Origin of the sequence: Bacillus sp. FSL M8-0256 (assembly GCF_038005765.1) — a bacterium.
Lineage (GTDB): Bacteria > Bacillota > Bacilli > Bacillales > Bacillaceae > Bacillus > Bacillus safensis.
On the sequence record NZ_JBBOTU010000001.1, the window covers coordinates 1,887,739 to 1,901,062 of the forward strand.

General features: G+C 38.0%; 14 protein-coding genes and 1 pseudogene. 5 read left to right on the forward strand and 10 right to left on the reverse strand.

Annotated features, from left to right (window positions below):
- Nucleotides 1-80: 80 nt before the first annotated feature.
- Together NSQ76_RS09545 and NSQ76_RS09550 are read right to left on the reverse strand one after the other, a co-directional pair.
- Nucleotides 81-506 carry a MarR family winged helix-turn-helix transcriptional regulator gene (locus tag NSQ76_RS09545; protein WP_125587386.1) on the reverse strand — a complete coding sequence of 142 codons (426 nt, stop codon included), beginning with the start codon at nucleotides 504-506 and terminating at the stop codon, nucleotides 81-83.
- 69 nt (nucleotides 507-575) lie between these two features.
- The gene (locus NSQ76_RS09550; protein ID WP_034622018.1) at nucleotides 576-1,148 is read right to left on the reverse strand and encodes a TetR/AcrR family transcriptional regulator; all 573 of its coding nucleotides are present in this window, start codon (nucleotides 1,146-1,148) and stop codon (nucleotides 576-578) included.
- A 177-nt stretch (nucleotides 1,149-1,325) separates the two neighbouring features.
- Here NSQ76_RS09550 and NSQ76_RS09555 point away from each other — a divergent pair, with 177 nt between their 5' ends.
- Together NSQ76_RS09555 and NSQ76_RS09560 are read left to right on the forward strand one after the other, a co-directional pair.
- Nucleotides 1,326-2,252, forward strand: coding sequence for a DsbA family protein (locus tag NSQ76_RS09555; RefSeq protein WP_024425169.1), 927 nt, complete (start codon nucleotides 1,326-1,328; stop codon nucleotides 2,250-2,252).
- A gap of 11 nt (nucleotides 2,253-2,263) precedes the next feature.
- A complete protein-coding gene (locus NSQ76_RS09560; protein WP_024425170.1) occupies nucleotides 2,264-2,581 on the forward strand; it encodes a monooxygenase in 318 nt (105 codons plus the stop codon).
- 48 nt (nucleotides 2,582-2,629) lie between these two features.
- Here the strand turns inward: NSQ76_RS09560 and NSQ76_RS09565 are convergent, their stop codons facing one another.
- A complete protein-coding gene (locus NSQ76_RS09565; protein ID WP_024425171.1) occupies nucleotides 2,630-3,577 on the reverse strand; it encodes a carbon-nitrogen hydrolase family protein in 948 nt (315 codons plus the stop codon).
- A 99-nt stretch (nucleotides 3,578-3,676) separates the two neighbouring features.
- On the opposite strand from NSQ76_RS09565, the gene NSQ76_RS09570 reads away from it, so the two are divergent.
- Nucleotides 3,677-4,567 carry a LysR family transcriptional regulator gene (locus NSQ76_RS09570; RefSeq protein WP_025093223.1) on the forward strand — a complete coding sequence of 297 codons (891 nt, stop codon included), beginning with the start codon at nucleotides 3,677-3,679 and terminating at the stop codon, nucleotides 4,565-4,567.
- Between the two features lie 352 nt (nucleotides 4,568-4,919).
- Nucleotides 4,920-5,687 carry a pentapeptide repeat-containing protein gene (locus NSQ76_RS09575; protein ID WP_025093222.1) on the forward strand — a complete coding sequence of 256 codons (768 nt, stop codon included), beginning with the start codon at nucleotides 4,920-4,922 and terminating at the stop codon, nucleotides 5,685-5,687.
- Between the two features lie 23 nt (nucleotides 5,688-5,710).
- On the opposite strand, the gene NSQ76_RS09580 is transcribed toward NSQ76_RS09575, so the two are convergent.
- The 7 genes and pseudogenes from NSQ76_RS09580 to NSQ76_RS09610 form a co-directional block, all read right to left on the reverse strand.
- Complete coding sequence (locus NSQ76_RS09580; RefSeq protein ID WP_025093221.1) at nucleotides 5,711-6,133, reverse strand: cytidine deaminase; 423 nt, start codon at nucleotides 6,131-6,133, stop codon at nucleotides 5,711-5,713.
- 132 nt (nucleotides 6,134-6,265) lie between these two features.
- A complete protein-coding gene (locus tag NSQ76_RS09585; protein ID WP_025093220.1) occupies nucleotides 6,266-6,538 on the reverse strand; it encodes a DUF2651 family protein in 273 nt (90 codons plus the stop codon).
- A 230-nt stretch (nucleotides 6,539-6,768) separates the two neighbouring features.
- Nucleotides 6,769-7,689, reverse strand: a complete 921-nt coding sequence (locus tag NSQ76_RS09590) for an alpha/beta hydrolase fold domain-containing protein (RefSeq protein WP_034622030.1) — start codon at nucleotides 7,687-7,689, stop codon at nucleotides 6,769-6,771.
- A gap of 29 nt (nucleotides 7,690-7,718) precedes the next feature.
- A complete protein-coding gene (locus NSQ76_RS09595; RefSeq protein ID WP_103132481.1) occupies nucleotides 7,719-8,111 on the reverse strand; it encodes a MerR family transcriptional regulator in 393 nt (130 codons plus the stop codon).
- Between the two features lie 166 nt (nucleotides 8,112-8,277).
- Nucleotides 8,278-9,740: pseudogene (locus NSQ76_RS09600) on the reverse strand (glycoside hydrolase family 1 protein).
- Between the two features lie 23 nt (nucleotides 9,741-9,763).
- Nucleotides 9,764-11,665, reverse strand: coding sequence for a beta-glucoside-specific PTS transporter subunit IIABC (locus NSQ76_RS09605; RefSeq protein WP_277721951.1), 1,902 nt, complete (start codon nucleotides 11,663-11,665; stop codon nucleotides 9,764-9,766).
- 113 nt (nucleotides 11,666-11,778) lie between these two features.
- Nucleotides 11,779-12,621, reverse strand: coding sequence for a PRD domain-containing protein (locus NSQ76_RS09610; RefSeq protein WP_341053492.1), 843 nt, complete (start codon nucleotides 12,619-12,621; stop codon nucleotides 11,779-11,781).
- Between the two features lie 342 nt (nucleotides 12,622-12,963).
- Between NSQ76_RS09610 and NSQ76_RS09615 the strand changes: the two genes are divergently transcribed.
- Entirely contained in the window at nucleotides 12,964-13,272 is a 309-nt protein-coding gene (locus NSQ76_RS09615; RefSeq protein ID WP_025093214.1) for a DUF4870 domain-containing protein, read from the forward strand.
- The last annotated feature ends 52 nt before the right edge of the window (nucleotides 13,273-13,324 follow it).

Consider the following 13,324-nt stretch of genomic DNA (forward strand, 5'->3'; position numbering starts at 1 on the left):
AATGGACAAATTTTCAGCTGGTGAAAATTATATGTCATAGCATATATTAGATATAAATCGTTTGTTACAGATTAGACGTTTCAAGATTCATAGTGTGAATGAAATAATTTGTTCAAAAGTAATTTTAATTGTTGAATCTCTTCATCGCTTAATTGTTTTGTTACCGTTTGGTGTGCATCCATGACGACAGGAAGAATGGCCTTTTTGACCTCGTGCCCTTTTTTTGTTAAAAGCAGGTGATGTGAGCGCCGGTCTTGTTCGTTATAGATTTTTTTGACAAGCCCTTTTCGTTCCATTGATTGGATCATTCTGACGACAGTGGTTTGATTTTTATCAATTCCTTCTGCTAATTCTTTTTGAGTAGTCCCCTTTTCACTGCTCAGAATACTGATAATACTCCATTGTTCAGGAGTGACCCCGTAAGGCTTTAACCTGTTTGTAAAATAATTTGTCATTTTGAGATCGGTACGATGAACGAGATAGCCTATTAAATCTTGTAACTCCATGTAAAACACCCTCTATGAAATTTATATGCTATAGCATTTATATTAGTGAAGCCTTTGAAAATTGTCAAATCAACTATCTGCTTGTTTAAAATCAATCCCTGACAAAATATATGGCACTGCTGATTTGATAAACTCCTCTGATGATATGTGCGAACTATTTTTTCTCCACTCAACAGAAGCTCCGTGAATTCCCCAGCTTAAAAAAACAGCTGTGACCTTCAGAATTTGCTTTCCGACATTTGTATATTGATTGATTAACAATTGATAAAAAATGATTTCAAGCTGTTCCCTCACAATAGGAGCAAGTTCAGTTTCATATTCTACTTGGCAGCGGTTATGCAGAGATTGTTGAAAATTCGTTAATGCTTTAAAAATATTGATGATCGTATCTTCATCTAGTTTACGATGATTGAAATGAATACTTTCTAAATTAATCGATAATACTTCTGACAGCGTTTTATCCAGCAAATCGTATTTATCCTCAAAATGATAATAAAACGTCGCTCGGTTGATCATGGCTTCTGCCGTGACATCTTTGATCGTAATATCCTTAAATTCCTTTTTCGATGAAAGTTTCATAAAAGACTCCATGATTAACTTACGCGTTCTCAGAACCCGAGGGTCTGTCTTTGGCTGCGTCATCTTATCCCTCCTCCTTTTTCTACACATCTATTAATCTGTTGGATAAACAACAAATTGAAGAAATTATTGGTGTTGGTCTTACTCATTGTGTCTTAAGATCTAATTGTAATGCAAATGATTGATTCAAACAAACATAGGGAATAGCGTTTCCTGCATAATTTGAGGAGGTAAATGAAATTGAAAAACAATGAGATGTTTTGTGATATAGAAACAGGTGTATGTGGTGTAGGTGAAGAAGAGGATATCCAGGTGATTGATTTTCAACAGCCTAAAAAAACAATAACGCTCTATTATGTAACAGATCCGATTTGTTCGCATTGCTGGGCAATTGAACCTGTCCTGCGTCGATTTAAAGAGCAATATGGACATTATTTTCATTTCCAGACTGTGTTGGGTGGACTGTTAGAGAAATGGCATGGTGGTCCAATTGATCCTGCAAACGGAATTTATAAGCCTGCTGATGTTGCTGGTCACTGGAGAGAGGTTGGAGAACATTCCCGCATGCCAATTGATGGTTCCTTAATGATTGACAATCCTGTTCAATCCTCCTACCCGCCCTCTCGCGTGTTCAAAGTGATTCAAAAACATCATGATGATGCACTAGCCTATACTTTTTTACGCCGTGCAAGAGAAGCGCTATTTGCCTTCAATCAAAATATATCGGATATCACGGTGTTAATTGATATCGTCAACGACCTTGGACTTAACGGAGATGTGATAGTCCATGAAGCGGAGCTGCCTAGCGGCCAGGAATTATTAGATCAAGATTTTACTCTTGTTCGAGACCTTGGTGCTAGAGGTTTCCCAACGATCATCTTCGTCAACGAAGAAAATAAAGGAGTCAAAATCACGGGTGGCCGCTCATTTGAAGTCTATGTTGAAGGATTAAAGCAAGCTTTAAACACTGAAGAACTTGAACCGAAAAAGCGCCCAGCTGTTTCTATCCTGCTCGAAAAAGAAAAACTTCTATTTTCTAAAGAAATTGAAGTAATGTACGATGTTGACCAATCAGATGTACGGTCTTTTATGAAGAAAGAACTTCCGCAGCAGCAGTATCAAATGAAAGAAGTGCTGGGAGAACTGTATTTTACAACTTCGATATAAGGAGAATGACGATGGCACATTTATTACAGGTGGATTTTAAGATGAAGGGCCCTTTCGGTGATGAAATGACAAAAGAGTTTTCTGATTTAGCGAAAAGTATAAATGAGGAAGACGGATTCATATGGAAAATATGGACGGAGAATCCCGAGAAGAATGAGGCTGGCGGAATCTACTTATTCGAAACAAAAGAAGCAGCTGAAAACTATCTTGAGATGCATTCTAAAAGAATAACCAGCTTTGGAATAACAGACATCAACGCTAAAATCTTTGATATTAATGCTGAGCTTTCTCAAATCACAAAAGGTCCATTAAAAACTCATCAAGGTTGACACACGAAAAAAAGAGCGGCTGATGGCTGCTCTTTTTTTCGTGTGATTTCATCGATTCATCCACTTTACATTTTCTTTTTTCTCTTCATTGACGACGAGTTGGAAGACATCAGGTCTTGAATAATGTCCTACGACATCGAAGTCAAATTGACTAGAAGAAATATCACGCAAATCAAGATCTGCCAGCAGTATCTCTTCTTGACCATAGACAGGTTCTTTTATATATTCGCCTAACGGACCGACGATTGCACTTCCCCCTCGGCACATTTCATCAGGAGAAGATGCTAATTCATCATAGCAGGCTAAATCTTTAGGATACATCTCTTTATTCACATATTGATTACAAGATAGAACGAAGCAGCGGCCTTCTGCGGCAATATGGCGAATCGTTGATTGCCATAGCTCCCTGGAATCTGCTGTAGGGGCTATATAGATTTGGACGCCTTTTGCATACATCGCTGCTCTAGCTAATGGCATATAGTTTTCCCAGCAAATTAAAGCACCTATTTTACCATACGGTGTATCGAAAACCGGCAGTGTGCTGCCATCCCCCTCTCCCCATATGAGTCGTTCAGAGCCTGTCGGCTTTAGTTTACGGTGCTTTCCAAGTAAGGTTCCATCTGGTCCGAAAAACAATACGGAACAGTATAAAGTCCCGCGGCTTGATTCATCATCTCTTTCAATGACACCGATGACGAGGTAGACACCAGCTTTGCGGGCTGCTTCTCCTAATCTGTCTGTTGTTTGACTAGGAACTGGAACTGAATTTTCTAAGTAACGAAGCCAGTCCTTTCTTCCTTCTGGAGAACGGCTTCCTACAGTGGCGCCAAAAGCTAGTCCTCTTGGATAAGCAGGTATAAAAGCTTCAGGAAATACAACAATATTGGCTCCTTTTTCTCCAGCCTCAAGTGTTAATGAAATGGCTTTTTCAGTACATGCTTCTCTATCCATAATGACAGAAGCAGCTTGCACAACAGCAACTCTACATGTTGACATCTTACCCCTCCTTATTCTCAGTGTAAAAATAAACGTTTATCATGTACAATATATCATCATCATAATGAGTATGCCTTATTGGAATAATGGGAGGATAAAATGAACATACGGGACTTTGAAATATTTAAAACGATTGCGGATTGTGGAAGTTTTTCAAGAGCAAGTGAAAAGCTTTTTATCGCACAGCCTTCCCTCTCTAAAACCATTCAAAAATTAGAGAAAAAACTGGGTGTCATTCTTTTCGATCGGTCAAATCGAATTTTTAGGTTAACGGATGAAGGAGAGCTTGTATATGAAAAAGCGATTGCGGTGCTTCAGCAAATGAATGAGCTGCAAATGGAGCTGGGTGATACCGACACGCATATTCGCGGCCATTTAAAGATCGGTCTGCCACAAATAATTGGTACCTTTTTCTTTTCCAAAGTGGCAAAGGCTTTTACTAAAAAGCATCCAGATGTGACGCTCGAAATGATTGAAGAGGGCGGCTTGCATGTAGAAAAACTCGTTGAGAAAGGCGAAGTAGATGTTGCCTTTGTTGTCATACCTGCGCAAAGTCATGAATTAGAAGAACAACTCATTTTTGAAGCGCCATTTGTAGCTTGTGTACCAAAAAATCACGCTTTAAAAGATGAACAACAGCTCTCACTCGAACAGCTTAAAGAGGATAACTGGATATTGTTTGATTCTTCATTTGCGTTGAGTCAAGTGATTTTAGAAAGCTGCCGTAAGGAACATTTTGTTCCCAACATCGCTTACAGCACAACACAATGGGATTTGCTTTTGACATTAGTTCGTGATGAACTTGGAGTGGCGATCCTTCCAAGTCCTTTAACGGATATGTACAGAGAGGACATTTGTGTAAAACCAATTAGCAGTCAATATATTCCCTGGAAAATTGGCATTGTCGTGAAGAAAGATCGATATAAGACACGTGCTTTGAAGGCTTTTTTAAAAATCGTTGCGGATATCTATTCTGGGGAACAGAAATAGAAACAAATAAAAAATCATCCTTCTTAGTTTCTCCATGATAGCACCTGTCAGCCATGCAATAGACATGAGACCATCAGGTCATCACTTTCTGCTCGTTTTCTTAATCAAGTCCACGCCATCGTATGACAGACTTTCCACATGTACAGGCTTTTGCAGAATGTAATGATCAAAAAATGAATGTGAAATACACATTTTGATATAAGCGCTTTTCAAAACGATGACCACTCTCTTTATGTTTCTAGCTTTATGATATAATAACTTGTCAGTGCCAACCGCTTAGTGAAACCGAAATGAACTTGCTGGAAGGTATTCATCATTGGAAAAGATTCTGAAGAAATGATAGGTGATCACAATGAGAAGGCTCGAGTCTGGAATGTCAGTAGACAACGAAATATTTTCTGATATTGTCAGGTATGAACATGAAACGATAAGCGGAACGACCATCAATAACTCGAATGTTCATTCACCTATATTTTGGAGCTGTCAGCTGCGTCATCTTGTATTTAATACGTGTGATCTGACGAATGCGAGATTCTTTGCAGGTAGTACGATTGAGCATTGTACGTTTATTCGTTCCGATTTGCGCTCTGTTGGGATTGCTAAAGGCGAGGCTGTTTTTACGAATTGCGAATTTTCCTCCTGTGATATGAGAGGAATGACATTGGAAAATGCTGCGTTTATCAACTGTACATTTTATCAATGCAGGTTTAATGACCGCGTTTTACAAGCAGCAAATATCGTAAATTGTACCTTTACCGGTAAGCCGGTGGATATAACGTTTGAGGGAAATGGTAAACAAAAGCTGATTGCCAATTTTGAAAACTGTATTCTTGACGGTGTTCGCTTTACAGGCTGTGACCTGTCGCAATGTATTCCGCCAGCTTCCAAAAACCATCTATATGTTGAAAAGGTCTCCGCGCGTGTCAAACAGGCATTGCTGAAGATAAATCATGACCCTCATCTTTCTGACGAGGATCGCAAAGTACTGGTACGCAGCCTGCGCAAGCTTGAGCATATGGAACAATATATTTTTAATACGGCGCATATGGAGAACATACATGGGGCTGATTTTGTGGAGCGATTTTTCAGTTATCTGGAATGTAACAAAGAGAACGCTTGAAGCTGCTAAGTCTAGGCTGTATATCAACTTCTAGTATATTTGAGTGGAATGAGTTCTCCAATTTTCACTTTGACTAGTTCGCCATCTATTTCTAAGATGACAAAACATTCTGGTCCGAAATCTGAAATAAGCTCTCTACAGATGCCGCAAGGGCTTACGACCCTCAATCTTCTATCCTCTTCATCTGAATATGGATGTCGAACGGCAACAATTGTATCAAAATCTTTATATCCATTCGATAAAGCACTGCCAATTGCAATGGCTTCTGCACAAACCGTTACCCGCCCGATATAGGCTTCTATATGGACAGCCGAGATCATTTCTCCTGTTTTCATGCGGATAGCGGCTCCTACATGGTGTTTATCCTCTTCATAAAGGCTCGTAATCTTCTTTTTTGCTTCGTCTATTAACTCTACATCTTTTGGAGTAAGATCAAATGTGTGCATTGTGTTCCCTTCGCCCTTCTTTGCTCGTTTTGAATATACTGATCTATTATACCAAACTTCAGATAATGGGCGGTTCCGCTACATGAAGAATGGATACAAAAAAGCTGATTTTTGTGACCATCAGCTTTTTCGTTATGCTCTTTTATAGCGGGCATACATATATCGAATGATTTTTGTGATGACAGAGGTACACATGCATAAAAAGGTCATCACCACGACCCAATACATATTTGACATGTCAAACCCAGTATAGGCAAATATGAAAATAGTGGAGACTGCAAATGTGATGATAAGAACGATGTAAACTCGCTTAAAGATGCAGTAGCCAACAATCCCCCATATCAAAGATAACAAAGGCAGTGTAAATAAGATCAGCGCCATGGGATGAAGAAAGAAAACACTCATCATGTCACTCTCCTTTATGAACCGGTGAAGAACCGAATATGTATCATATTAATAGGAAATCCGCACATTGTAAACAAAAATTGGAATTTAAGGAATATTTAATCTGAGGTGAATTGACATTCCGAATGTTATGTCATGTTGAATGGAAAAAGACTGCTTTCAGTCAGCAGCCCATTTCGCTAAGCTTTCAAATATTCAAGCCGGAGCATTTTGATATGTGAAAAGAGAATCTAACTATTTATCACCTGAATGATTTTTTCCTGAGCGTCTTGTGCCTCAGGGATTGGCATGACGACAAATACATGCAGCATTTCTGGATAAACAAAGGTTTTCATGTCAATTCCTTGTTCTGCTAGCTTTTCATCAAGCTTTAGTGCATCTGGATATAAAATATCATGTGTTCCAATAAAATGAGTGATCTTCGCAAGACCGTTAAAGTCACCGTGAATCGGACTGATTAATGGGTCAGTTACCTTTTTATCTGCTGCCCACATTTTTGTAATGACATCTATTCCTTCTGGCGCTAGAATGGGATCTTTATCGGCATATTCAAATATAAGAGGATTGCTTAAACTCATATCAACACATGCAGATAATAAAATGATATCCTTCGGCTGCGGCAGACCTTCCATCTTTAAGAGGTGCGCAAGGCCAAGAGAGATATTTCCGCCCGCTGAATCACCCATGATCGTTAATTGATCGGTACTCTCAACCGTTTTTAGTATTTCTTTATATAGATTTAGAATTTTTGGATAGGTATCTTGGTAGCTGTAATGAGGTAATTTAGGGTAAATAGGAGCGATGACTTTGGCGTTAAGGGACCTAGCCATTTTATCCATGTACCACCAATGGAAATCGAGAGGCTGGTTTACCCAGGCACCACCATGTATATATAAAATCACCTTTTGTTTTTGCGACATTTGGTCATTCAATGTGAAAACCTGCATTCCTTCGAAAGTCTGCTCCTTTATCTCACTCTTTAATTTCACATCGTCTCCGATTGCATAAGGCTTTATATTTTCTATTTGAGACAGAAGATTTTTGGTTTTTTCGACACTAGCAAAACTCTCTTTATTACTTTGGGACGTGAATAATGTTTCAAATTGAATACTTTCTTCAGAACGTTCTCCATTAAAAATGTCGATACTCATTTTGTTATCTCTCCTTTAAGCAGATATGTTTATTCGTCATCCTCATTCATCACACGAAATGATTTGAGATACACTTGTACTTCTTTCTCAGGAGTCTTTAATAAGTTAGATAAAAGGTCTTGTATGAGACGGAGACCCTTAATTTTCTTTTCAATTTCTTCATGTTTTTGATGTACAATTCTTTTTAAAGTATCAAGTTCTATGTCTTGACTCAGCATTTCCAATATTTCTTTTATTTCCTTTAGTGAATAACCCAATGATTTGGCATCTTTGATCAATTGAATTTTCACAATGTAGTCTTCTGTGTATCGTCTATAACCGTTCGAACGGCGTCTCGGGACAGGTAAAATGTTGTGTTCTTCATAGTAACGAATTGCGGCAGGGCTTATTCCTGTTTGTTTGGCAAGTTCTCCTCTAGTCATCAACTCCGTCGTTACTCCTTTTTCGTGATTTTGTCTTTCTATATTTACATTATAAAGGTTGAACTATACTTCAAGGTCAAGATACGTTTTCTTAAAAAACAAAACACCATCGCATGCAGCCGGTTAAGGCGCCCTGAGATGGTGTTTTACATCATTCAATTTGCTTTTATAGGTCTTCTCCATTTGATGCGATTACATTTTTGTACCAGAAGAATGAGTCTTTGCGGTAACGATTCAGTGTACCATTTCCTAGGTCGTCTTGATCCACATAGATCAAACCATAGCGTTTAGTCATTTGAGATGTTCCGCAGCTGATTAAGTCAATGCAGCCCCAAGGTGTGTACCCCATTAAGTCAACACCTTCTTTTACGGCTTCTTTCATCTGTTCAATATGTTTTTTCAAATAATCAATTCGATAATCATCGTGTATTTTTCCGTCTTGTGTCAATGTATCCCTTGCACCAAGTCCATTTTCACAAACAAATAAAGGCTTTTGGTATCTGTCATACAGTTTAATTAATGAAATGCGCAGACCCATTGGATCGATCGGCCAATCCCATTGTGATAATTCCAAGTGTTCATTTTTAATCGGACTGTCAAACGTACCCGCTAGCTCAGCTGCATCTTCACGTGCTTCTGCTACATGGGACATATAGTAGCTGATCGCAACAAAATCAACAGTGCCTTCTTTTAAAATTTGTTCATCCTGCTCTTTAATATCCAGCTTGATTTGATTATCAGCAAAGTATTTTACCATGTATGTTGGATATTCGCCTCTAGCTTGAACATCAGGATAGAACATATTCAATTGATTCGATTTGACTGCCTGCAGCTGATCCTCTGGTTTTGTTGTTTTTGCATACGCTTCAATTTGGTTAATCATACAGCCAATTTGGACATCTGGAATGATTTCCTTTGCAGCCTTCACTGTTAAGGCACTTGCCACAAATTGATGATGAGATGCTTGGTAAGCAGCTTGTAATTTATGGTCTACTAGATCCTCTAAAATTCCAGCACCTGTATAAAGACTATTAAGGTTCATATTCATTTCTTAAACGTAATCCAATATTTCACTTTGTTTTTATATCTTTCTAAAATCGCACGTGCGTATTTTTCGAACAATGGGACAAGCTCTCTACTCATCCATCCATTATATTTTTCTGTTAAAGTAATCGGCATTTCATAATGGGACATCGTTACTAGCGGTTCAATTCCATATTTCGCACATTCATCAAATACTTTATCGTAAAAAGCCAATCCTTCTTCATTCGGCTTGTCCTCTAAGCCTGTTGGAAAGATTCTTGCCCATGAGATAGACAAACGAAATACTTTAAATCCCATTTCTGCAAACAGTGCAATATCTTCTTCATAACGATGATAAAAATCAATTCCGCGTCTTTTTGGGAAATCAAATGCATCAGGATTTTCCTTGTACTTGTTTAGTTCAGCTGAACTCACATCGAATGTAAAGTTGTTCACTTTTCCTTGTGCGTAAGGATCTTTATATGCAGCGAAGTCTGAAGTTGACAGCCCTTTTCCACCTTCTAAATATGCACCCTCTATTTGATTGGCAGCGGTTGCGCCACCCCATAGAAAATTATCTGAAAATCCTTTTTTTAATTCTTTCATTTCAATCATCCCTTCTATTTTGATTAATGAATAAGCATTAAGAGTTTATTTTCTCCTGCGTTGACATAAGAGTCACCTGTATAGATAACATCCAGGTACTTCGAGGAATTAGTGACGATGATAGGTGTCACGACATCTAATCCTTTTGATTGAATTCCTTCTATATCAAATGATAATAAATGATCCCCGATGTTGATTTCATCTCCTTCTTCCACCAATACCTCAAAGAATTGACCATTTAGGCTGACGGTATCAATCCCTACATGTATTAATAATTCAACCCCATCATCTGAAACCAAACCAATTGCATGTTTAGTAGGTGTAACGGTCACTACTTTTCCGGCAAACGGCGCTTGTACCACCCCCTTATCAGGTATAATCGCTACTCCCTTTCCCATCATTTCGCTTGAAAAGACGGCATCATTTACGTCAGATAAAGGAACGACTTTACCAGTTATAGGTGCTTGTACTTCATAAGGATTTACTTGTCTGGCAGCTTGTTGATTGACTGGATTTTCTGGATTTTTAGATGGCTTTCCCTGTTTTTCTGGCTGCCCTTCATCCTTTGTGGCAGGTTCATTGAAGCCAAGAAACATAGTGGCAAGCAGTGAGACCAAAAAGCTTAGCGCTATTCCAATTAAAGCCAGCTGAAAATTATTTGTGCCTTTCATAATATAGGTTGGCAGAGATGTAATACCTGGAATTGAAAATGCTGTCGTTTTGACTGAGAATAAACCATAAAAACATCCGCCAACTGCGCCGCCTATTAATGAAGCATAGAAAGGTTTTTTCAATCTCAGTGTTACTCCATAAATGGCTGGTTCTGTAATTCCAAAGAAACTCGGAAGCAATGTTGATAACGCCAAAGACCTTGTTTCTACTCGTTTTGTGCGAATGATGACCCCTAAAACGGCACCTGCTTGTGCCATATTGGCAATAAAGTTCATCGGAAGCAGCATGATATCGTAGCCAACTTTTTCAAAGCTGGCAAACGTGCTTGGGAAGAATGCGTAATGCATCCCAGTTAGCACAATTAAAGGCATGAGGCCTCCCATTAATAAACCTGCAATCGGCCCAGCAAAATGGAATAAAGAAGTGAAAAAGATCTCTAAATACTGACCGAAAACGTTTCCAATAGGCGCTATGAAAGCTAGTGTAAGAGGCGCCGTGATCATTAAGCTCAGTACCGGTGTAAACACGATGCTTAAGGATTTTGGAATCACTTTCGTTATCCACTTATCAATAAAGCTAAGGAGCAGCACTCCTAAAATAATCGGTAAGACAGAAGAAGTATAATTATTTAATGGAATACTCAATCCTAAAAAACTAAGTGGATCTGCCCCTTTTGCTGCACCTTCCACCATCGTTGGATACAATAAAATCCCAGCGAGTGCCATCGCAAGAGATTCTCGTGTTTTAAATTTCTTCGCTGCAGAATACGCAATGAGGAAAGGTAAAAAGTAAAAGACAGCATTTGAAAAGATTTGAAGTACAGCATAGGTAGAGCTTTTTTCCGTCATCCAGCCTAAACTAACGAACAAAGCCATGATCCCTTTTATCAATCCACTACCAACAATCGCCGGCAAAATCGGTGTGAAAATCCCGCTAATGACATCGAATACGACTTCGATTGGATTCATTTTTGACGTATTTTTAGCAGGAGTAGAAACATTGCTGCTCTCTCCAATCAGATGGTCGATTTCTTCATAGACTTCTGCAACCTTTGCTCCAATAATGACTTGGAATTGTCCGCTTTGGAATTGCGCTCCCAGCACACCGTCTACTGTTTTCAGTTCATCTACTTTCACCTGTTTTTCATCGTTGATATTAAATCTCAGCCTCGTAATACAATGCCAGCTTTGAGATATATTGCCGGTTCCACCGATTAATTTAATAATTTCTTGCGCCAATTCTTTGTTTCCCATGTCTTCACCCCTTCATTTTCACAAAAAAAACCTAAACAAAATCCACCATTAGAAAGACTTCTAAATGGAGATTTGTTTAGGTTAATGCTTTTTCATAACACGCCTAAAAGAAATCATTTATTTTGTTGATGTTTCTTTGTAATTCTTTCAATATGAATGACTAGAAAAACAAGTTCGTCTTCAGTGACATTCCAATTGAATTCCCGCTTTAACATTTCTTTAATAATTAAACCGCATGCATAGCTCTTTATATAACGATCCTGAATTAATTCTTTTAATGAATCATCCATTTGCTGCGGTGGTTGATTTGTTTCTTGTCTGACAATAAAATATCTCAAATGAGTGATAAACCTCGAATAATCTATTGATGATTTATCTAACACCATCTCGAAAATGTTTTGAATAATCTTAACGATTTCCTTCGTGAGATGGGTCATTTTGATCGTATCTCCCATAGACTGACCATCTATTTGAGCGTTTACAAAATGAAGGGCAATGAGTGAAGCCTCTGTATCATGAAAAGTAATCCCCATCATTTTTTGAATAATTTTAAGTGCTTTTTTCCCAATTTGATATTCTTGAAAATATAGATGTGGAATTTCCCATACAATTGGGTTTTCATATTCCATTTTTTCTTGATGCCTTTGAATAGAAAAGGTAAGATGATCAGATAGCGAAAACAGCATGCTAGAACCTAATTTTTTATTCAACATCTCTTCGCCCATATGAATGATTTTTTCAGTTAATAAAAGGATATCAGTTGGGATAGCGGCAAGTTGAGATTCTAATGGAGACGTCTGATCAGAATAAAATGTCTTACTGACAGCGCTCTCATCAAGTGTATCACCCTTTTTCTTCTTAAAGCCTATTCCTGTACCAAAAACAACTACTTCATTTTGAGTGTCTGTTAGAGCTAATACGATATTATTGTTTAAAACTTTAACGACGGTGAACATCTTCATCCCACCTTACCTAAAACTGCTAAAAAAGCATAAAAAAACACCAAAATCTCAGCAAACAACGTACAAATGTACAACATGTTTACCTGACTTGGTGGTGCCTGATGATATCAGTAACACTCCTGCATCGGTTACGACTTTATTGTAAACACAGGATAAACCAAAGTCAACTATTTTTTTCGGTAAAATAGATTTAAATACCTATATTATAGTATGTCGTTTATAAATTATTTTAAAAGGTAAACATTTTTAAGGTTGCTGTAAGGTTCAGATTAATACGGATTAAGGTTGAGGTAGTACAATGTGTATGTAGTGAATAAATCATAGAGGTGAAACGTTTTGAGAGAAAATAAAGTCTTGTCATCATTATGTTACTTCAGTATCTTTTTCGCACCATTTTTGTTCCCAATTATCGTCTATTTCTTAGGTCAGGACGAAGTGAAATATCATGCGAAAAAATCATTATGGACGCATGTCATACCTTATTTGATTTTTGGTATTGGCATCCTTGGTTCAGGTTTACTTGGTATGAAAGATATCAGCCATGCGGGGCCTTTCTTAATTGCGACATATGCAGTGACATTCCTTGTTGCCATCTACTTCTTCATTTGGAACATTGTGAAAGGCATCAAAGTATTTTCAGAATAAATAATTAGGTGAAAAAACGGTTCTGTTGTTGATCAGAACCGTTTTTTTGTCT

What these genes read in the sequence shown, in the direction of transcription:
- NSQ76_RS09545 (WP_125587386.1), bottom strand. Translation starts at nt 506, where the DNA reads ATGGAGTTACAAGATTTAATAGGCTATCTCGTTCATCGTACCGATCTC.
- NSQ76_RS09550 (WP_034622018.1), bottom strand. Translation starts at nt 1,148, where the DNA reads ATGACGCAGCCAAAGACAGACCCTCGGGTTCTGAGAACGCGTAAGTTA.
- NSQ76_RS09560 (WP_024425170.1), top strand. Translation starts at nt 2,264, where the DNA reads ATGGCACATTTATTACAGGTGGATTTTAAGATGAAGGGCCCTTTCGGT.
- NSQ76_RS09565 (WP_024425171.1), bottom strand. Translation starts at nt 3,577, where the DNA reads ATGTCAACATGTAGAGTTGCTGTTGTGCAAGCTGCTTCTGTCATTATG.
- NSQ76_RS09570 (WP_025093223.1), top strand. Translation starts at nt 3,677, where the DNA reads ATGAACATACGGGACTTTGAAATATTTAAAACGATTGCGGATTGTGGA.
- NSQ76_RS09575 (WP_025093222.1), top strand. Translation starts at nt 4,920, where the DNA reads ATGAGAAGGCTCGAGTCTGGAATGTCAGTAGACAACGAAATATTTTCT.
- NSQ76_RS09580 (WP_025093221.1), bottom strand. Translation starts at nt 6,133, where the DNA reads ATGCACACATTTGATCTTACTCCAAAAGATGTAGAGTTAATAGACGAA.
- NSQ76_RS09585 (WP_025093220.1), bottom strand. Translation starts at nt 6,538, where the DNA reads ATGAGTGTTTTCTTTCTTCATCCCATGGCGCTGATCTTATTTACACTG.
- NSQ76_RS09590 (WP_034622030.1), bottom strand. Translation starts at nt 7,689, where the DNA reads ATGAGTATCGACATTTTTAATGGAGAACGTTCTGAAGAAAGTATTCAA.
- NSQ76_RS09595 (WP_103132481.1), bottom strand. Translation starts at nt 8,111, where the DNA reads ATGACTAGAGGAGAACTTGCCAAACAAACAGGAATAAGCCCTGCCGCA.
- NSQ76_RS09605 (WP_277721951.1), bottom strand. Translation starts at nt 11,665, where the DNA reads ATGGGAAACAAAGAATTGGCGCAAGAAATTATTAAATTAATCGGTGGA.
- NSQ76_RS09610 (WP_341053492.1), bottom strand. Translation starts at nt 12,621, where the DNA reads ATGTTCACCGTCGTTAAAGTTTTAAACAATAATATCGTATTAGCTCTA.